The organism is Kitasatospora sp. CMC57 (genome assembly GCF_045866025.2).
GTDB lineage: Bacteria > Actinomycetota > Actinomycetes > Streptomycetales > Streptomycetaceae > Kitasatospora.
Genome location: NZ_AP035881.2, coordinates 2398900 through 2419631, shown reverse-complemented (window position 1 = coordinate 2419631; position 20732 = coordinate 2398900). Strand labels below are relative to the sequence as shown.

The window sequence follows — 20732 nt, the reverse complement described above, 5'->3', positions numbered from 1 at the left end:
GGCCCGTCGTGCGGTGGCCCGTTACGGGGCCGGGAGCCAGCCCGTCTGGACGGTGTGGCCCGCCGCCTGACGGCGGGTCACCAGCTGGCCGCGGCCCGGAGGCATCGGCTGCGGCTTGACGGTGCCCAGCAGCGCACCCTCGTTCTTGTCGCCCGACATGATCAGACCCTGACCACCGAGCTCCTTCATGCGTTGCATGATCGGCTCGAACATCGAGCGCCCGGCACCACCGGAGTTGCGCGCGATGATGATGCGCAGGCCGATGTCACGGGCGAACGGCAGGAACTCCGCCAGCGGCGCCATCGGGTTGCCCGAGGAGGTGGCGACCAGCTCGTAGTCGTCCACGATCACGAACATGTCCTTGCCGGTGTACCAGCTGCGGTTGCGCAGCTGCTCCGGCGTGACGTCCGGGCCGGGGAGGCGTCGCCCGCAGGCGCCGCGGAGCATCTCCACGATCGCCGACATGGCGGGCGCCGCCGCCGCGTACTCCACCAGGTACTCCGGCGGCACCACACCGAGCAGCGAGCGGCGGAAGTCGCCGACCACGATGCCTGCCTGGTCCGGGGTGTACCGCTCGGTGATCTGCTTGATCAGCATCCGCAGCACCGCGGACTTGCCGGACTCGCTCTCACCGAACACCACGAAGAGCGGGTCACTCTCGAAGTTGAGGAACACCGGCGCGAGTTCGACCTCGTCGACGGCGAACGCGACACCCAGCTCGGGCCGCTCGAAGCCCTTGGGCAGCGAGTTGCCGTCCAGCACCTGGGGCAGCATCCGGACCTGCGGGGCGCGCGGTCCGGTCCAGGCCGAGGAGACCTGCTCGACCAGGTCGGCGACACCGTCCACCAGGTCGTCGGTCTCCGAGGTGCCGTCCAGCCGGGGCAGACCGGAGAGGAAGTGCAGCTTGTCCGCGGTGAGACCGCGGCCCGGCTGCCCGGCCGGCACGTTCTGCGCGACCTTGCGGTCGATCTCGGACTCCATCGCGTCACCGAGCCGCAGTTCGGTGCGGTTCTGCAACAGGTCCTTGAGCGCCGGGCGGACCTCGGCGTACCGCGCGGCGGTCAGGATGATGTGCACGCCGTAGCCGAGGCCGCGCTGGGCGATGTCGGCGATGACCGGTTCGAGGGACTCGAACTCCTGCTTGAAGGTGAGCCAGCCGTCGATGATCAGGAAGACATCACCGAACTGCTCGTCCGGCAGCTGGCCGTTGGCCCGCTTGGTCCGGAACGTGGCGATGGTGTCGATCCCGGTCGCCCGGAACAGCTCCTCACGGCGGTTGAGCACGCCGTGCACTTCGCTGATGGTCCGTCGGACCTTCTCCACGTCCAGTCGCCCGGCCACCCCGCCGACGTGCGGCAGGCCCTGGAGGCCCTGGAAGCCGCCACCGCCGAAGTCGAGCAGGTAGAACTGCGTCTCGACCGGGGTGTGGGTGACCGCGAAGCCCGCCACCATGGTGCGGATCAGGGTGGACTTGCCGGAGCGCGGGCCACCGACGATCAGACCGTGGCCGGCCGCGCCCGAGTAGTCCTGGTAGAGCACGTCACGGCGCTGGTCGCGCGGCTTGTCGACGATGCCGACCGGCACCACCAGTCGGCCGAGCGCACCGAACTCCGGTGAGGTGAGCCCGCGTTCGGCGGTGACCTGGAGCGGCGGGACGAGCTGGTCGACGGTCGGTGCGGCCTCCAGCGGGGGCAGCCAGACCTGGTGGGCCGGCGGCCCCTGGCCGATCATGCGGGAGACGAACACGTCCAGCATGGTGTCCAGCAGCGAGTCGTCGATCTCCTCGACCTGCTCGAACACCTCCTCCTCCACCGGTTCGAGCACCGCGACCTCGGCGGCGGTGAACAGCACGGGCAGCGCACTGGCGGCCCGCCCACCGGTGACCCGGACCGCGCCCGGCGGACGGTAGGCACCGGAGACGTACGCTGCCCGGAACCGCTCCATCACGTCGGAGCCGAACTTGAGGTAGCCGACACCGGGGACCGGCGGCAGGTGGTAGGCGTCCGGCACACCGATCGCGGCTCGCGACTCGGCGGCCGAGAAGGTGCGCAGACCGAGCCGGTAGGACAGGAAGGTGTCCAGGCCGCGCAGCTTGCCCTCCTCCAGACGCTGGGAGGCGAGCAGCATGTGCATACCCAGCGAACGGCCGATCCGGCCGATCTGGATGAAGAGGTCGATGAAGTCCGGCTTGGCGCTGAGGAGTTCGGAGAACTCATCGATGATCATGACCAGCGAGGGCAGCGGGTCGAGCGCGGCACCGGCGGCGCGGGCCCGCTCGTACTCGTTGATGTTCGCGTAGTTGCCCGCCGTCCGCAGCAGCTCCTGACGGCGGTTCATCTCGCCCTCGATCGAGTCGCGCATGCGGTCGACCAGGGTGAGCTCGCCCTCCAGGTTGGTGATCACCGCGGCGGTGTGCGGCATCTCCGCCATACCGGCGAAGGTGGCGCCACCCTTGAAGTCGGCGAGCACGAAGTTGAGCACCTCGGAGGAGTGCGTCACGGCCAGCGCCAGCACCAGGGTGCGGAGCACCTCGGACTTACCCGAACCGGTCGCGCCGACGCACATGCCGTGCGGGCCCATACCCTCCAGCGAGGCTTCCTTGATGTCCAGCCAGACGTACTCGCCGTTGGTGCCCACCCCGAGCGGCACCCGGAGCTTCTCCCGCATCGGGCGCGGACGCCACATCCGGGCCGGGTCGAAGGAACCCGGGTCGCCGGTGTCCATCATCTCGGTGAAGTCCATCGAGACCAGCGAGGGGTCGCCGTCGTCGCCGCCCGCCGAGGCCCGGAACGGGGCCAGCTGACGGGCCAGGGCCTCGGACTGCCAGGAGGACAGGGTGTCCGGCTTGCCGGAGTACGAGGCACCGGAGGCGGACTCCAGCAGCAGCTCGTCCTTGGCCAGCGTGATCACCAGGTGGCCGCTGGGCTCGTCCAGGTCACCGGGGACGACCTCGATGATGGTGACGCCCTCGACGCCCTCCGCCCCGGCCAGCACCGAGTCGTGCGGCACGGCGGCGCCGTCCATCACGATCACCAGGTGCGGCTGGTCCGGCGAGGCCACGGCGTCCCGGGCGAAGCCCTTGCGCCCGGCCAGCTCGTCCGCGAGCAGCACCTCCAGCTCGCCCAGACCGGTGGCGATCAGCCGGCGCGAACCGGCACCGTCGCTCTCCTTGCGGTGCTGGGTGTGCGGCAGCCACTTCGCCCACTCCCACTCGTCCACCGCGCCGGGCGCGGCGGCCACGCCGACCACCAGGTCGTCGGGGGAGTGCAGGGTGGTCAACTGGGCCAGCATCGCCCGGACGTTGCCGTAGACGGTGTCCGGGTCGCCGCAGACCGTGATGTGGTAGAAGGCGCGCAGCGAGATCGCCAACGGCAGGTCGTGCAGGGTGCCGTGGGCGGTCAGGAAGTCCTTCATGGCGGCCGCCGAGAGCGGCTCCAGCTCGTCCAGCGGCGCCGTCTCCGGCGCCTTCAGCGGGGTGTTGAGCTGCTGCGGCCCACGCCCGAGCCTGATCTGCGCGAAGTCCGGGTCGGACGGCCGGCGTTCCCAGAGCCGACGGCCCTCGGTGACGATCGACCAGAGCTGGTCCGGCTCCGGGTGCAGGAAGAGCTGCGCACCGCGCTGCCGGTCCGCGGTCCTGCGGACCTGACGGCGCATCTGCTGCAGATACTTCAGGTAGTCGCGGCGCTCGTCCGCGGTCCCCGCGCTGCCGCCCTTGCGGGCCTTGACGATCTGGGCCACCGCCATACCGGCGGTGGAGGCGACCATCAGGACGCCCATCATCTTCATAGGCCCCTGGCCGCCGAAGAGGAAGGCCGCCGAACCGCCCATGCCGAGCAGCGGCAGCAGGGACATCATCCAGTCCTCGGCACCACCCCGCGGCAACTCTGGCGGAGGCACCAGCTCCACCGGCTCGTCCGGCACCGGGGGCGGATATGCCCGAGCCGGACGCTTGACCGTAATCACACTCACTGGCATCAACCCTCACGCAACTGGGATACGTACGGGATGAGGGCGCCCCGTGTGATGACGCCGCCCCCGCTCCGCCGATCGCAGGCACTCACGGGTCGCGCGTCTCGCCCCCGTACGCCTCGCGCAGGGGCCGATCCTACTGGTCGGCCCTGTCCGGTTCGAGCACGGGGGCGGCCGCATCCCGACCGTTACCGTCCGGTCGGCCGGAGGATCGGCAGGAACTGGTCAAACCGGTCAAGCCGGGGTGCGAACGCCCCCCTTGACGCCATATCACCTTCACCGGTCGCACACCGGGGACCGTTCAGCAGCAGGTCATGGCTTGACGGTCCGTCCGGGACCCGGTAGCGCTCCGTACCCCATCTGGCGGTAGGGTGTCGCCGCGCCAACTCTTGGCCGGGTCGCCCTCATTGAAAGAAGACGGGCGACGGCCCGCCGGGGGCGTCAAGCTGACCAACGGACACAGCAACAGGGGGAAGTGCCGGTGAGCTCAAACGCTACGACCGGATTCTGCCGGGTCACCGTCGTGGCACCGGACAGCCGGATCGACGTCGCACTGCCGGAGGACGTACCGCTCGCGGACATCTACCCCGAGGTGCTGCGCCTGTCCGGCCAGACCCAGGTGGACGGCGCACCGACCGGATTCCACCTGGTCCGCCGGGACGGCACCGTGCTGGACAGCGGGCTGCCGCTGGCCGCCCAGCAGATCCGGGACGGCGACCTGCTCAGCCTGCGTCCGTTCGCCGAGTCGCTGCCGCCGGCCGTCTACGACGACGTGGCCGACGCGATCGCCAGCGCGGTCGCCGCCGACCGCCGGTTCTGGGGCCCGGAGCTGATGCGCGCCTTCGGCCTGGTCGGCGCGGGGGTGCTGCTCGGCCTGCTCGGCTTCGCGCTCTGGTTCGCCGACCTGCACCACGACATGAACGGCCTGCCCGGCATCCTGTCCGGCGTGATCGCCGTCGTGCTGGTCACCTTCGCCGGTGTCCGCGCCCGGGTGTACGAGGACCACGATGCGGCCCTCGCGCTCGGCCTCGGCTCGCTGCCGCACGCCCTGATCGCCGGTTCCGGTGTCATCGCGGTCTCCACCGCGGGCGGCGGCCCCGGCCGGATCCAGCTGCTGATCGGCTGCGTCGCCATGCTGGTGGTCTCGGTGCTGCTGGTGGGCCTGCTGCCGGAGAAGGACTCGGTCTTCGTGGCCTCCTCCTTCCTGGCCGCCGCCGGCACCCTGGCCTCGTTCGCCGCCGTGCTGATGTCCGACACCTCGGCCACCGACATCGCGGCCGTCACCGCCGTCGCCGCGGTCGCCGCGATCGGCTTCCTGCCCGCCCTCTCGGCCCGCTTCGCCCGCCTCCCGGTCGGCTTCAACGCCCCCGGCCAGACCAGCACCCGCAGCGCCGGCTACGCCGAGGAGGCCGGCCGCGCGGAGGCCGTCCAGTACGAGCGGATCGCCCACCAGGCCCGCCGCGGCCACGAGGTGCTGGTCGGCCTGGTCGGCGGCTGCGCCGCGGTGCTGGTCGGCTCGTGCGCCGTGCTCGGCTTCAGCGACCGGACCTGGGCCGAGCTGCTCGCCCTCGCGGTCGGCATGACCACCATGCTGCGGGCCCGGCTGTTCCGCTACACCGGCCAGGTCTTCGCGCTGACCATCGCCGGTCTGGCCGGCCTGGCACTGCTGGTGATCGGTCTCTCGCTGCACACCCCGCACTTCATCCTGACCGCCACCAGCTCCACCTCGGTGGACCTGCGCACGGTCTGGCTGACCGCCTCGATCGCGGCCGGTGCGGCCATCCTGACCGGCATCGCGCTGGTCGTCCCGAAGTCCGGCGTCTCGCCGTTCTGGGGCCGCATCCTGGACATGGTGGACAGCGTGATGCTGATCGCGCTGGTCCCGCTCGCGCTGGCCGTCCTCGACATCTACGGCCTGGTGCGCGGCGCCACCAGCTGAGCACCCCGGAGCCCGCCGTCACCCCCGGTCAGGGGGGACGGCGGGCGCTGGTACTCTTGGGCAGTCCGAGTTCAGTCAGATCCCTGTGCCGTCTACCAGGGTCACTCGGAAACCTTGAAGGAGATGCCGTGGCTCTCGCCGCTGACGTCAAGAAGCAGATCATCGCCGAGTTCGGCCAGAAGGAGGGCGACACCGGCTCCCCCGAGGTCCAGGTCGCCATGCTCTCCCGCCGGATCTCGGACCTGACCGAGCACCTCAAGTTCCACAAGCACGACCACCACTCGCGTCGTGGCCTGCTGATCCTGGTCGGCCAGCGCCGCCGGCTGCTCCAGTACCTGGCCAAGAAGGACATCGAGCGCTTCCGTACCCTGGTGGACCGCCTCGGCATCCGCCGCGGTGCCGCCGGCGGCGCCCGCTAAGACCGCCGCGTCAGGGGCGGCTCCCCGTCACCGGGGAGCCGCCCCTCGCTGCATGCACCACCCGGTCCGCCGCACCACACGCGTGGTAATGGCAGGCTGAGTAGGGTGTGAATTTGTAAGGTGAGGGGCATGCCCGGTCATGACGCCGACAGCGAGTCGGCCGAACCGTGGCAGCAGAGACATCACCGAGCGGGCCGAAGGCTTCAAACGGAAGCCGCCCGCGTCCCAAGGAGCGTCCACACGCGACCGCCGACCAGGCAGCCGAGAGGCGCCGGTCCTCGGTAGTGGCCGTCGGGAGTCCCCAGTGAGAGGGACAGCCCGGAGGCTTCGATCGAAGACCGGCCCGAACTGCCCAGGGCCCGCCGGAAGGCAAGCGCAGGGGCGCTCCTCGGGAACCGTACGAAAGAGGAGATCTTCCAGGTGGAAGAGAACGTGTTCTACGCCGAGGCCGTCATCGACAACGGCAGCTTCGGCACCCGTACCATCCGTTTCGAGACCGGTCGGCTGGCCCGTCAGGCCGCCGGCTCGGCCGTGGCCTACCTGGACGACGACACCATGGTGCTGTCGGCCACCAGCGCCTCCAAGCAGCCGAAGGAGCACTTCGACTTCTTCCCGCTGACGGTCGACGTCGAGGAGCGGATGTACGCCGCGGGCCGGATCCCCGGTTCGTTCTTCCGTCGTGAGGGCCGGCCCTCCGAGGACGCGATCCTCACCTGCCGCCTGATCGACCGCCCGCTGCGCCCGTCCTTCGTCAAGGGCCTGCGCAACGAGGTGCAGGTCGTCTGCACGATCATGGCGCTCAACCCCGACCACCTGTACGACGTGGTGGCCATCAACGCCGCCTCGGCGTCCACCCAGCTGGCGGGCCTGCCCTTCTCCGGCCCGATCGGTGGCGTCCGCGTCGCGCTGATCAAGGGTCAGTGGGTGGCCTTCCCGACCCACACCGAGCTTGAGGACGCCGTCTTCGACATGGTCGTGGCCGGCCGCGCGCTGGCCGACGGTGACGTCGCGATCATGATGGTGGAGGCCGAGGCCACCACCAAGACGATCAAGCTGGTCGCCGACGGCGCCGAGGCCCCGACCGAGGAGGTCGTGGCCGCCGGTCTCGAGGCCGCGAAGCCGTTCATCAAGGTGCTGTGCGCCGCGCAGGCGAAGCTGGCCGCCCAGGCCGCCAAGCCCACCGGCGAGTTCCCGGTCTTCCTGGACTACCAGGACGACGTGCTGGCCGCCCTCTCGGACGCCGTCAAGGGCGACCTGGCCAAGGCGCTCACCATCGCCGGCAAGCAGGAGCGCAACGCCGAGATCGACCGCATCAAGGTCGTCGCGGCCGACAAGCTGCTCCCGAAGTTCGAGGGCCGCGAGAAGGAGATCAGCGCCGCGTACAACGCGCTGACCAAGAAGATCGTCCGCGAGCGCGTCATCACCGACAAGGTCCGCATCGACGGCCGTGGCGTCACGGACATCCGTACGCTGGCCGCCGAGGTCGAGGCGATCCCGCGGGTGCACGGCTCGGCGCTGTTCGAGCGTGGCGAGACCCAGATCCTGGGCGTCACCACCCTCAACATGCTCCGGATGGAGCAGCAGCTCGACACGCTCTCCCCGGAGACGCGTCGCCGCTACATGCACAACTACAACTTCCCGCCGTACTCGGTCGGCGAGACCGGCCGCGTCGGTTCGCCGAAGCGCCGCGAGATCGGCCACGGCGCGCTGGCCGAGCGGGCGATCCTGCCCGTGCTGCCGACCCGCGAGGAGTTCCCCTACGCGATCCGCCAGGTCTCCGAGGCGCTGAGCTCCAACGGCTCCACCTCGATGGGCTCGGTCTGCGCCTCGACCATGTCGCTGCTGAACGCCGGTGTGCCGCTCAAGGCCGCCGTCGCCGGTATCGCGATGGGCCTGATCTCGCAGGAGATCGACGGCGAGACGCACTACGTCACGCTGACCGACATCCTCGGTGCCGAGGACGCGTTCGGTGACATGGACTTCAAGGTCGCCGGTACCCGCAACTTCATCACCGCGCTGCAGCTCGACACCAAGCTGAACGGCATCCCGGCCTCGGTCCTGGCCGCCGCCCTCAAGCAGGCCAAGGACGCGCGTCTGCACATCCTGGACGTGATGAACGAGGCGATCGACACTCCGGACGAGATGTCGCCGAACGCCCCGCGCATCATCACCATCAAGATCCCGGTGGACAAGATCGGTGAGGTCATCGGCCCGAAGGGCAAGATGATCAACCAGATCCAGGAGGACACCGGCGCGGACATCACCATCGAGGACGACGGCACCATCTACATCGGTGCGGTCGACGGTCCTTCGGCGGAGGCTGCCCGTACGACGATCAACCAGATCGCCAACCCGACCATGCCGGAGGTCGGCGAGCGCTACCTGGGCACCGTGGTGAAGACCACGACGTTCGGCGCGTTCGTGTCGCTCATGCCGGGCAAGGACGGCCTGCTGCACATCTCGCAGATCCGCAAGCTCGCCGGTGGCAAGCGCGTGGAGAACGTCGAGGACGTGCTGGCCGTCGGCTCCAAGGTCCAGGTCGAGATCGCCGAGATCGACCCGCGCGGCAAGCTCTCGCTGATCCCCGTCGTCGAGGGCGAGGAGGGCGTCGAGGACGCCGCTCCGGCCTCCGAGTGACGCACCGTTAGTCCCCGCGGCCCGCGCACTCCTCGGAGTGCGCGGGCCGCACCCTGTTGTTCGCGATTTCTGGAAGGAAGGCCCGTGGCTCAGGCCTCCGCGGCGCAGCAGCGCCCCGGCACCACCCGGACCCTGCTCAAGGGCGTCGACGGGGCCGGCACGGTACGCCGTACCGTCCTGCCCGGCGGTCTGCGGGTCGTCACCGAGACCCTCCCGACGGTCCGTTCCGCGACCTTCGGCATCTGGGTCGGGGTCGGCTCCCGGGACGAGACCCCGGCGCTGAACGGCGCCACGCACTACCTGGAGCACCTGCTCTTCAAGGGCACCGCCCGGCGCGACGCGCTGGAGATCTCGGCCGCGCTCGACGCGGTCGGCGGCGAGATGAACGCCTTCACGGCCAAGGACAACACCTGCTACTACGCGCGGGTGCTGGACACCGACCTGCCGCTGGCCATCGACGTGGTCTGCGACATGCTCACCGGCTCGTTGATCCGCCCCGAGGACGTGGAGGCCGAACGCGGCGTCATCCTCGAGGAGATGGCGATGGCCGAGGACGACCCGGGCGACGTGGTGCACGACCTGTTCGCCAAGGTGCTCTTCGGCGACTCGCCGCTCGGCCGCCCGATCCTGGGCACCCAGGAGACCGTCAAGGCGCTCACCCGGGACCAGATCGCGGGCTTCTTCCACCGCCGGTACAAGCCCGAGCAGCTGGTCGTCGCCGCAGCGGGCAACCTGGACCACGCCCGCGTGGTCCGGATGGTCAAGAAGGCCTTCGCGCCGGTGCTGGAGAAGTCGAACGGCCACCCCGCCGAGGTCAACCGTGGCGTCCGCGCGGTCCGTACGGCCGGCCGGGTCGAGGTGCTCAACCGCTCCACCGAGCAGGCCCACCTGGTGCTCGGCGTCCCCGGCCTGCCCCGGCACGACGAACGCCGCTGGGCGCTCGGCGTGCTGAACGCCGCCCTCGGCGGCGGCATGAGCTCCCGGCTGTTCCAGGAGGTCAGGGAGAAGCGCGGGCTGGCCTACTCGGTCTACTCGTACTCCTCCTCATACGCCGACAGCGGCCTGTTCGGCATCTACGCCGGCTGCCAGCCCAAGCGAGTCGAGGAGGTGCTGCGGATCTGCCGAGAGGAGCTCGCCAAGGTGGTCGCCGACGGCATCACCGAGGAGGAGCTGACCCGCGCGATCGGGCAGATCTCCGGCTCCACCGTGCTCGGCATGGAGGACACCGGATCGCTGATGAACCGGATCGGCAAGGCCGAACTCAGCTACGGCCACCACCTGTCGGTGGACGACATGCTGGAGAAGATCGCCTCGGTCACCCTGGACGACGTGCACGCGGTGGCACGTGATGTGCTGGGGCGGTACAGGCCCTCGCTCGCGCTGATCGGCCCGATCACCAAGAAGCGGGCGGACGCGCTCGCCGGCCTGCTGGCCCGAGAGGACTACTGAGATGTCGCTGTCCGTCGCCGTGATCGGCGCCACCGGCCGGATCGGCTCCGAGGCGGTCAAGGCCGTCACGGCCGCCGCCGACCTGGAGCTGACCGCCGCCCTGAACCGGAACTCCCCGCTGGAGGAGCTGAAGGGCACCCGGGTCGCCGTCGAACTCACCCACCCCGACGCGGTGATGGCCAACCTGGAGTACTGCGTCCGCAACGGCATCCACGTGGTCACCGGCACCACGGGCTGGACCGAGGAGCGCCTCGCCACCCTGCGCGGCTGGCTCGCCGAGGCACCCGGGGTCGGTGTGCTGATCGCGCCGAACTTCTCGATCGGCGCCGTGCTCTCGATGAAGTTCGCCCAGCAGGCCGCGAAGTACTTCGAGACCGTCGAGGTCGTCGAACTGCACCACAACAACAAGGCGGACGCCCCCAGCGGCACCGCCACCCGCACCGCCCAGCTGATCGCCGCCGCCCGCGACGCGGCCGGCCTGCCCCGCCAGAGCGACCCGACCACGCACGGCCTGCCCGGCGCCCGGGGCGCCGACGTGGACGGCGTGCCGGTGCACTCGGTGCGGCTGCGCGGCCTGCTGGCGCACCAGGAGGTGCTGCTCGGTGACAGCGGCGAGACGCTGACCATCCGTCACGACTCGCTGCACCACAGCTGCTTCATGCCGGGCATCCTGCTCGGCGTGCGGAAGGTGGTCGAGACGCCGGGACTGACCATCGGCCTCGAACACTTCATGGACCTCTGAGATGACCTCACGCACCGGCTTCTTCCTGCTCTCGGCCGCGCTGCTGCTGGTCTCGGTGATCTGCGTCGGCGAGGGCGTCCAGCTCATCGCCACCGGCAAGCCGCTCGGCATCGGCCTGGGCGTGTGCGCCTTCGTCATCCCCGCCGTCGGCGTCTGGTTCCTCCGACAGACCGTCCGCTTCGGCCGGGCCAGCGAGCAGCTGGCCCGTGAGCTGGAGGCCGAGGGCGGCCTGCCGGTGGACGAGCTGCGCCGCACCGACGGCGGCCGGATCGACCGTGCCTCGGCCGACGAGGTGTTCGCCCGCCGCCAGGCCGAGGCCGAGCAGAGCCCGGGGGACTGGCGGGTGTACTTCCGCCTCGCCGTGGCGTACGCCGACGCCGGTGACACGCCGCGGGCCCGAAAGACCATGCAGCACGCCATCAAGCTGCACGGCAGCACCGACGCAAGGAGCAACGCGTGAGCGACGCAGCAGGACCTGTCTTCCGCAGTGACGTGACCGTCGAGCTGGTCCGCAGCTCGGCCCAGGACTCGGACGTGATCTGGGCGGCCCGGGTCTCCACCGCCGGCGAGCAGTCCCTGGAGGCGCTCCAGCAGGACCCGGAGAAGTCCACCGGTCTGATCAACTACCTGATGCGCGACCGCCACGGCACGCCGTTCGAGCACAACTCGATGACCTTCTTCATCAGTGCGCCGATCTTCGTCTTCCGAGAGTTCCACCGCCACCGCAGCGGCTGGTCCTACAACGAGGAGTCCGGCCGCTACCGCAACCTGCAGCCGGTCTTCTACGTGCCGGGCGAGGACCGCAAGCTGGTCCAGCAGGGCCGTCCCGGCCGCTACGAGTTCGTCGACGGCACCCCGGAGCAGGCCAAGGTCACCGCCGAGGCGATGGAGGCGTCCTACCGGGCCTCCTACACCGCGTACCAGGAGATGCTGGACGCCGGCGTCGCCCGCGAGGTGGCTCGGGCCGTGCTGCCGGTCGGGCTGTTCTCCTCGATGTACGCGACCTGCAACGCGCGCTCGCTGATGCACTTCCTCTCGCTCCGGACCAAGAAGGAGAACGCCACCGTGCCGTCCTTCCCGCAGCGCGAGATCGAGATGGTCGCCGAGGGCATGGAGGCGGAGTGGGCCAAGCTCATGCCGCTCACCCATGCAGCCTTCGAGAAGCACGGCCGCGTAGCCCCCTGACCTGGCCGGACGGGCATTTGAGTGGCCCGCTCGGCAGGTCTGGATTGCGACCCCCCGGGGCGCTCCCTAGGCTCAGGTCACGGATTCCGGTGCTGCTTGAACCCCCGAGCAAGCAGCACCGGAATCCCATCGCCGGGGAGCTGACGACAGCTCCGCGACACCCCTCACCTGTCCGAACCCTGGACCGGCCTGGATACCCCCCGGCCGCCTACGAGTAGTTTTGGACGCATGGCTCCGACCTCCACCTCCCAGACGCCCTTCGGCCGGGTCCTGACCGCGATGGTCACCCCGTTCACCGCCGACGGCGGCCTCGACCTCGACGGCGCGCAGCGCCTCGCCACCCACCTGGTGGACTCCGGCAACGACGGCCTGGTGATCAACGGCACCACCGGCGAGTCCCCGACCACCAGCGACGCCGAGAAGGCCCAGCTGGTCCGCGCGGTGGTGGAGGCGGTCGGGGACCGGGCCCACGTCGTCGCGGGGGTCGGCACCAACGACACCCACCACAGCGTCGAGCTGGCCCGGCAGGCCGAGGCCGCCGGCGCCCACGGGCTCCTGGTGGTCACGCCGTACTACAGCAAGCCCCCGCAGGAGGGCCTGTACCGGCACAGCGTCACCATCGCGGACGCCACCGAGCTCCCGGTGATGCTCTACGACATCCCCGGCCGCAGCGGTGTCGCGCTCAGCACGGAGACCCTGGTCCGGCTCGGCGAGCACCCCCGGATCGTGGCCAACAAGGACGCCAAGGGCGACCTCGGCGCGGCCTCCTGGGCGATCGCCCGCAGTGGCCTGGCCTGGTACTCCGGGGACGACGTCCTCAACCTGCCGCTGCTGTCGGTCGGCGCGGTCGGCGTGGTGAGCGTGGTCGGCCACGTGGTGGCCGGCGAGTTGCGGGCGCTCCTGGACGCGTACCAGGCGGGTGACGTGGCCAAGGCCACCGCGATCCACCAGGGTCTGTTGCCGGTGTTCACCGGTATGTTCCGGACCCAGGGCGTGATCCTCAGCAAGGCCGCGCTCACCCTGCAGGGTCACCCGGCAGGACCGCTCCGGCTGCCGCTGGTCTCCGCCACGCCGGAGGAGATCGCGCAATTGAGGAAGGATCTCGCCGCCGGCGGGGTACACCTGTAGCAAGACAAGACGTGCGTGCCCCCGGCTCGCCGGACCTCCCGAGGTCTGCCGCTGAACCGGAACGACGGCACGAAGCACCAGGACCTGGCAAGTAGGAAACCATCGAAGCACGTACGCCACATGCCCCCAGGGCGCGAACCCCTCGGCATGTGGCGTGCGTCGTAAGGAGAGTCTTTTGAGTCACCCGCATCCGGAACTCGGCGCAGCCCCCGCTCTCAAGCCGGGCGCCGTACGCATCACCCCGCTCGGCGGGCTCGGCGAGATCGGTCGCAACATGACCGTGCTCGAGCACGCGGGCCGCCTGCTCATCATCGACTGCGGCGTGCTCTTCCCCGAGGACGAGCAGCCCGGCATCGACCTGATCCTGCCGGACTTCTCATCCATCCGGGACCGGCTCGACAAGATCGACGGCATCGTCCTGACTCACGGTCACGAGGACCACATCGGGGCCGTCCCGTACCTGCTCCGGGAGAACCCGGACATCCCGCTGATCGGCTCCAAGCTCACCCTCGCCCTGATCGAGGCCAAGCTCGCCGAGCACCGGATCCGCCCGTACGTGCTGGAGGTCAAGGAGGGCGAGCGCGAGCGCATCGGCCCCTTCGACTGCGAGTTCATCGCGGTCAACCACTCCATCCCGGACGCGCTCGCGGTCGCCGTCCGCACCTCGGGCGGCATGGTCGTCGCCACCGGTGACTTCAAGATGGACCAGCTGCCGCTGGACGGCCGGCTCACCGACCTTCCCGCCTTCGCCAAGCTGGCCGAGGAGGGCATCGACCTGCTGCTGGTGGACTCCACCAACGCCGAGGTCCCCGGCTTCATCCCGCACGAGCGGGACATCTCCGCCGCGCTGCGCACCGTCTTCGCCAACGCGGACAAGCGCATCATCGTGGCCTCCTTCGCCAGCCACGTGCACCGCATCCAGCAGGTGCTGGACGCCGCGCACGAGCACAAGCGCAAGGTGGCCTTCGTCGGCCGCTCGATGGTCCGCAACATGGGCATCGCCCGTGACCTCGGCTACCTCAAGGTGCCGGGCAACATGATCGTCGACGTCAAGACCCTGGACGACCTGCCGGACAAGGACGTCGTCCTGGTCTGCACCGGCTCCCAGGGCGAGCCGATGGCCGCGCTGTCCCGGATGGCCAATCGGGACCACCAGATCCGGATCGTCGAGGGCGACACCGTGATCATGGCCTCCTCGCTGATCCCCGGCAACGAGACCGCGATCTACCGCGTCATCAACGGCCTGACCCGCTGGGGCGCCAACGTCGTCCACAAGGGCAACGCCAAGGTGCACGTCTCGGGCCACGCCTCGGCCGGCGAGCTGCTCTACTTCTTCAACATCTGCAAGCCGAAGAACCTGATGCCGGTGCACGGCGAGTGGCGCCACCTGCGGGCCTGCGCCGACCTCGGCATCAAGACCGGTGTGCCGAAGAACCGCACGGTCATCGCCGAGGACGGCGTCGTGGTCGACCTCGAGAACGGCGTCGCCAAGATCGTCGGCAAGGTCCAGGCCGGGTACGTGTACGTCGACGGCTCCTCGGTCGGCGACATCACCGAGCCCACCCTGAAGGACCGCCGGATCCTTGGCGAGGAGGGCTTCATCTCGGTCTTCGTGGTGGTCGACTCCACCAACGGCAAGATCGTGAACGGCCCGACGATCCAGGCGCGTGGCTCCGGCATCGACGACAACTCGTTCGGCCCGGTCGTCTCCAAGCTCCAGGAGGCCCTGGACCGCTCGGCGAGCGACGGTGTGCTCGAGGTCCGGCAGATCCAGCAGCAGGTCCGGCGCGTCATCGGCAAGTGGGTGGCGGACAACTACCGCCGCCGTCCGATGATCCTTCCGGTCGTCGTCGAGGTCTGATTTGACGTGGGGCAACCCGGTGCGTAATGTTCTCCGGGTTGCCCCAAGCACGTGCTGGTACCGCTCGAATTGAATTCGAGAAGGGAAAGCAGCCCGAGAAACTCTGATAGAGTTCGGGAGTGCCGAAAGGCAGAGTGAATCGGAAAGCGCCGAATGGCGAATATGATAAGCTCGAAACACGAACGAAGCGCCCGGAGGGTCCGCCTGATAAGCGGCTCGAAGGAAGTGTCCGTTCCTTGAGAACTCAACAGCGTGCCAAAAGTCAACGCCAGATATGTTGACATCCCCGGCCTCACTTTGTGGGGTTGGAGATTCCTTTATGAAGTAAAACACTAGCGAGGACGCAGTGCGCGGGGCCGCCTATTCCGGTGGTTGCCGTGCCGCTCAACGCGAGTGGCTCGCGAGATTACTCGCAGACATTCACGGAGAGTTTGATCCTGGCTCAGGACGAACGCTGGCGGCGTGCTTAACACATGCAAGTCGAACGATGAAGCTCTTCGGAGTGGATTAGTGGCGAACGGGTGAGTAACACGTGGGAAATCTGCCCTGCACTCTGGGACAAGCCTTGGAAACGAGGTCTAATACCGGATATGACCTTCCTCTGCATGGGGGTTGGTGGAAAGCTCCGGCGGTGCAGGATGATCCCGCGGCCTATCAGCTTGTTGGTGGGGTAATGGCCTACCAAGGCGACGACGGGTAGCCGGCCTGAGAGGGCGACCGGCCACACTGGGACTGAGACACGGCCCAGACTCCTACGGGAGGCAGCAGTGGGGAATATTGCACAATGGGCGAAAGCCTGATGCAGCGACGCCGCGTGAGGGATGACGGCCTTCGGGTTGTAAACCTCTTTCAGCAGGGAAGAAGCGCAAGTGACGGTACCTGCAGAAGAAGCACCGGCTAACTACGTGCCAGCAGCCGCGGTAATACGTAGGGTGCGAGCGTTGTCCGGAATTATTGGGCGTAAAGAGCTCGTAGGCGGCTTGTCGCGTCGGTTGTGAAAGCCCGGGGCTTAACCCCGGGTCTGCATTCGATACGGGCAGGCTTGAGTGTGGTAGGGGAGATCGGAATTCCTGGTGTAGCGGTGAAATGCGCAGATATCAGGAGGAACACCGGTGGCGAAGGCGGATCTCTGGGCCATTACTGACGCTGAGGAGCGAAAGCGTGGGGAGCGAACAGGATTAGATACCCTGGTAGTCCACGCCGTAAACGTTGGGAACTAGGTGTTGGCGACATTCCACGTCGTCGGTGCCGCAGCTAACGCATTAAGTTCCCCGCCTGGGGAGTACGGCCGCAAGGCTAAAACTCAAAGGAATTGACGGGGGCCCGCACAAGCAGCGGAGCATGTGGCTTAATTCGACGCAACGCGAAGAACCTTACCAAGGCTTGACATATACCGGAAACGGCTAGAGATAGTCGCCCCCTTGTGGTCGGTATACAGGTGGTGCATGGTTGTCGTCAGCTCGTGTCGTGAGATGTTGGGTTAAGTCCCGCAACGAGCGCAACCCTTGTTCTGTGTTGCCAGCATGCCTTTCGGGGTGATGGGGACTCACAGGAGACTGCCGGGGTCAACTCGGAGGAAGGTGGGGACGACGTCAAATCATCATGCCCCTTATGTCTTGGGCTGCACACGTGCTACAATGGTCGGTACAAAGGGCTGCGATGCCGCGAGGCGGAGCGAATCCCAAAAAGCCGGCCTCAGTTCGGATTGGGGTCTGCAACTCGACCCCATGAAGTTGGAGTTGCTAGTAATCGCAGATCAGCATGCTGCGGTGAATACGTTCCCGGGCCTTGTACACACCGCCCGTCACGTCACGAAAGTCGGTAACACCCGAAGCCGGTGGCCTAACCCGTGAGGGGAGGAGCCGTCGAAGGTGGGACCAGCGATTGGGACGAAGTCGTAACAAGGTAGCCGTACCGGAAGGTGCGGCTGGATCACCTCCTTTCTAAGGAGCACATAGCCAGACCGGGACGAATGCTCTCGGTTGGTTGCTCATGGGTGGAACGTTGACTATTCGGCACACACGGTCTGTTGGCCTCACAAGTACTGCTTCGGCGTGGAAAGTGGGTCGGTGAGGGCGGGTGTGTCGGGCACGTTGTTGGGTCCTGAGGGAACGGCCGTGAGGCTGTTGCTTCAGTGCCGGTCCTACTTGAGGACATCCTGTCAGGGGTGCCGAGGGTGGGTGTCTGGTCGTTGTTTGAGAACTGCACAGTGGACGCGAGCATCTGTGGCCAAGTTTTTAAGGGCGCACGGTGGATGCCTTGGCACTAGGAACCGATGAAGGACGTGGGAGGCCACGATAGTCCCCGGGGAGCCGTCAACCAGGCTTTGATCCGGGGGTTTCCGAATGGGGAAACCCGGCAGTCGTCATGGGCTGTCACCCGCACCTGAACACATAGGGTGTGTGGAGGGAACGAGGGGAAGTGAAACATCTCAGTACCCTCAGGAAGAGAAAACAACCGTGATTCCGGGAGTAGTGGCGAGCGAAACCGGATGAGGCTAAACCGTTTTGGTGTGAGACCCGGCAGGGGTTGCCAGAGCGGGGTCGTGGGAAAGTTCTTGATTGGTCTGCCGGCCGGTCGGTGAGTCAGAAACCGTATGGATAGTCGAAGGACATGCGAAAGGTCCGGCGTAGAGGGTAAGACCCCCGTAGACGAAATCTGTGCGGCTCACTTGAGCTTCTCCCAAGTAGCACGGAGCCCGAGAAATTCCGTGTGAATCTGGCGGGACCACCCGCTAAGCCTAAATATTCCCTAGTGACCGATAGCGGATAGTACCGTGAGGGAATGGTGAAAAGTACCGCGGGAGCGGAGTGAAATAGTACCTGAAACCGTGTGCCTACAAGCCGTGGGAGCGTCGGACATGCAGCTTGCTGTGTGTCTCGTGACTGCGTGCCTTTTGAAGAATGAGCCTGCGAGTTTGCGGTGTGTAGCGAGGTTAACCCGTGTGGGGTAGCCGTAGCGAAAGCGAGTCCGAATAGGGCGGTACAGTTGCATGCCCAAGACCCGAAGCGGAGTGATCTAGCCATGGGCAGGTTGAAGCGGAGGTAAGACTTCGTGGAGGACCGAACCCACCAGGGTTGAAAACCTGGGGGATGACCTGTGGTTAGGGGTGAAAGGCCAATCAAACTCCGTGATAGCTGGTTCTCCCCGAAATGCATTTAGGTGCAGCGTCACGTGTTTCTTGCCGGAGGTAGAGCACTGGATAGGCGATGGGCCTCACCGGGTTACTGACCTTAGCCAAACTCCGAATGCCGGTAAGTGAGAGCGTGGCAGTGAGACTGTGGGGGATAAGCTCCATGGTCGAGAGGGAAACAGCCCAGAACACCGACTAAGGTCCCTAAGCGTGTGCTAAGTGGGAAAGGATGTGGAGTCGCAGAGACAACCAGGAGGTTGGCTTAGAAGCAGCCACCCTTGAAAGAGTGCGTAATAGCTCACTGGTCAAGTGATTCCGCGCCGACAATGTAGCGGGGCTCAAGTACACCACCGAAGTCGTGTCATTGCAGCAATACCCCCAACGGGGGCTGTGATGGGTAGGGGAGCGTCGTGTGCCGGGTGAAGCAGCGGAGGAATCCAGTTGTGGACGGTTCACGAGTGAGAATGCAGGCATGAGTAGCGATACAAGAGTGGGAAACTCTTGCGCCGATTGACCAAGGGTTCCTGGGTCAAGCTGATCTGCCCAGGGTAAGTCGGGACCTAAGGCGAGGCCGACAGGCGTAGTCGATGGACAACGGGTTGATATTCCCGTACCCGCTTTGAAGCGCCAACGTCGAACCTCTGAATGCTAAGCCCGTGAAGCCGGCCCGGAGTCTTCGGACAAAGGGACGTGGTGGAGCCGGTGACCCAACAGGGTAGTAGGTGAGCGATGGGGTGACGCAGGAAGGTAGTCCAGCCCGGGCGGTGGTTGTCCCGGGGTAAGGGTGTAGGCCGAGTGATAGGCAAATCCGTCACTCATTAAGGCTGAGACCTGATGCCGAGCCGATTGTGGTGAAGTGGATGATCCTATGCTGTCGAGAAAAGCCTCTAGCGAGTTTCATGGCGGCCCGTACCCCAAACCGACTCAGGTGGTCAGGTAGAGAATACCGAGGCGTTCGGGTGAACTATGGTTAAGGAACTCGGCAAAATGCCCCCGTAACTTCGGGAGAAGGGGGGCCGGAACTGGTGATGAGTCTTGCACTCTGAGCTGGGGCCGGCCGCAGAGACCAGCGAGAAGCGACTGTTTACTAAAAACACAGGTCCGTGCGAAGCCGTAAGGCGATGTATACGGACTGACGCCTGCCCGGTGCTGGAACGTTAAGGGGACCGGTTAGTCAATCTTCGGGTTGGCGAAGCTGAGAACTTAAGCGCCAGTAAACGGCGGTGGTAACTATAACCATCCTAAGGTAGCGAAATTCCTTGTCGGGTAAGTTCCGACCTGCACGAATGGCGTAACGACTTCTCGACTGTCTCAACCATAGGCCCGGTGAAATTGCATTACGAGTAAAGATGCTCGTTTCGCGCAGCAGGACGGAAAGACCCCGGGACCTTTACTATAGCTTGATATTGGTGTTCGGTTCGGCTTGTGTAGGATAGGTGGGAGACTTTGAAGCGGCAACGCCAGTTGTCGTGGAGTCGTCGTTGAAATACCACTCTGGTCGTGCTGGATGTCTAACCTGGGTCCGTGATCCGGATCAGGGACAGTGTCTGGTGGGTAGTTTAACTGGGGCGGTTGCCTCCTAAAGAGTAACGGAGGCGCCCAAAGGTTCCCTCAGCCTGGTTGGCAATCAGGTGTTGAGTGTAAGTGCACAAGGGAGCTTGACTGTGAGACCGACGGGTCGAGCAGGGACGAAAGTCGGGACTAGTGATCCGGCGGTGGCTTGTGGAAGCGCCGTCGCTCAACGGATAAAAGGTACCCCGGGGATAACAGGCTGATCTTCCCCAAGAGTCCATATCGACGGGATGGTTTGGCACCTCGATGTCGGCTCGTCGCATCCTGGGGCTGGAGTAGGTCCCAAGGGTTGGGCTGTTCGCCCATTAAAGCGGTACGCGAGCTGGGTTTAGAACGTCGTGAGACAGTTCGGTCCCTATCCGCTGTGCGCGTAGGAATATTGAGAAGGGCTGTCCCTAGTACGAGAGGACCGGGACGGACGAACCTCTGGTGTGCCAGTTGTTCTGCCAAGGGCATGGCTGGTTGGCTACGTTCGGGAGGGATAACCGCTGAAAGCATCTAAGCGGGAAGCCTGCTTCGAGATGAATATTCCCACCTCCTTGAGAGGGTAAGGCTCCCAGTAGACGACTGGGTTGATAGGCCGGATGTGGAAGCCCTGTAAGGGGTGGAGCTGACCGGTACTAATAGGCCGAGGGCTTGTCCTCAGTTGCTCGCGTCCACTGTGTTGTTCTGAAACAACGACCCCCTGCCATGGTCAC

At 66.7% G+C, this 20732-nt stretch carries 10 protein-coding genes and 2 rRNA genes; 11 read left to right on the top strand and 1 reads right to left on the bottom strand.

The features are described from left to right. Positions 1-21: 21 nt before the first annotated feature. Positions 22-3969 (bottom strand): type VII secretion protein EccCa, encoded by a 3948-nt coding sequence (gene eccCa, locus ACKUU6_RS10650; RefSeq protein ID WP_407988253.1) that lies wholly within the window; start codon positions 3967-3969, stop codon positions 22-24. A 481-nt stretch (positions 3970-4450) separates the two neighbouring features. On the opposite strand from eccCa, the gene eccD reads away from it, so the two are divergent. The 11 genes from eccD to ACKUU6_RS10595 all read left to right on the top strand — a co-directional run bounded on the left by eccD (position 4451) and on the right by ACKUU6_RS10595 (position 20678). Beyond that, positions 4451-5908 carry a type VII secretion integral membrane protein EccD gene (gene eccD, locus ACKUU6_RS10645; RefSeq protein ID WP_407988252.1) on the top strand — a complete coding sequence of 486 codons (1458 nt, stop codon included), beginning with the start codon at positions 4451-4453 and terminating at the stop codon, positions 5906-5908. 128 nt (positions 5909-6036) lie between these two features. Then, the gene (rpsO, locus tag ACKUU6_RS10640) at positions 6037-6327 is read left to right on the top strand and encodes a 30S ribosomal protein S15 (protein ID WP_030462697.1); all 291 of its coding nucleotides are present in this window, start codon (positions 6037-6039) and stop codon (positions 6325-6327) included. 420 nt (positions 6328-6747) lie between these two features. Continuing rightward, on the top strand, positions 6748-8964 hold the full coding sequence (locus ACKUU6_RS10635) for a polyribonucleotide nucleotidyltransferase (RefSeq protein ID WP_407988251.1): 2217 nt from the start codon (positions 6748-6750) through the stop codon (positions 8962-8964). An 84-nt stretch (positions 8965-9048) separates the two neighbouring features. Next, on the top strand, positions 9049-10413 hold the full coding sequence (locus tag ACKUU6_RS10630) for a M16 family metallopeptidase (RefSeq protein WP_407988250.1): 1365 nt from the start codon (positions 9049-9051) through the stop codon (positions 10411-10413). A 1-nt stretch (position 10414) separates the two neighbouring features. Beyond that, complete coding sequence (gene dapB, locus ACKUU6_RS10625) at positions 10415-11155, top strand: 4-hydroxy-tetrahydrodipicolinate reductase (protein WP_407988249.1); 741 nt, start codon at positions 10415-10417, stop codon at positions 11153-11155. A gap of 1 nt (position 11156) precedes the next feature. Beyond that, positions 11157-11615 carry a hypothetical protein gene (locus ACKUU6_RS10620; protein ID WP_407988248.1) on the top strand — a complete coding sequence of 153 codons (459 nt, stop codon included), beginning with the start codon at positions 11157-11159 and terminating at the stop codon, positions 11613-11615. Further along, positions 11612-12340 (top strand): FAD-dependent thymidylate synthase, encoded by a 729-nt coding sequence (gene thyX, locus ACKUU6_RS10615; RefSeq protein ID WP_407988247.1) that lies wholly within the window; start codon positions 11612-11614, stop codon positions 12338-12340. The genes ACKUU6_RS10620 and thyX overlap by 4 nt, the downstream gene beginning before the upstream one ends. A gap of 228 nt (positions 12341-12568) precedes the next feature. Next, complete coding sequence (gene dapA / locus ACKUU6_RS10610) at positions 12569-13468, top strand: 4-hydroxy-tetrahydrodipicolinate synthase (protein ID WP_407988246.1); 900 nt, start codon at positions 12569-12571, stop codon at positions 13466-13468. 175 nt (positions 13469-13643) lie between these two features. Next, the gene (locus ACKUU6_RS10605) at positions 13644-15329 is read left to right on the top strand and encodes a ribonuclease J (RefSeq protein WP_407988245.1); all 1686 of its coding nucleotides are present in this window, start codon (positions 13644-13646) and stop codon (positions 15327-15329) included. Between the two features lie 419 nt (positions 15330-15748). After that, positions 15749-17272: ribosomal RNA gene (locus tag ACKUU6_RS10600) — 16S ribosomal RNA — on the top strand. Between the two features lie 284 nt (positions 17273-17556). After that, positions 17557-20678: ribosomal RNA gene (locus ACKUU6_RS10595) — 23S ribosomal RNA — on the top strand. The 16S and 23S rRNA genes sit together here, the layout of an rRNA operon. Positions 20679-20732: the final 54 nt, after the last annotated feature.

Bases quoted from the DNA above. Each gene is read 5' to 3' on its own strand.
- dapB (WP_407988249.1), top strand. From the start codon at position 10,415: ATGTCGCTGTCCGTCGCCGTGATCGGCGCCACCGGCCGGATCGGCTCC.
- ACKUU6_RS10620 (WP_407988248.1), top strand. From the start codon at position 11,157: ATGACCTCACGCACCGGCTTCTTCCTGCTCTCGGCCGCGCTGCTGCTG.
- dapA (WP_407988246.1), top strand. From the start codon at position 12,569: ATGGCTCCGACCTCCACCTCCCAGACGCCCTTCGGCCGGGTCCTGACC.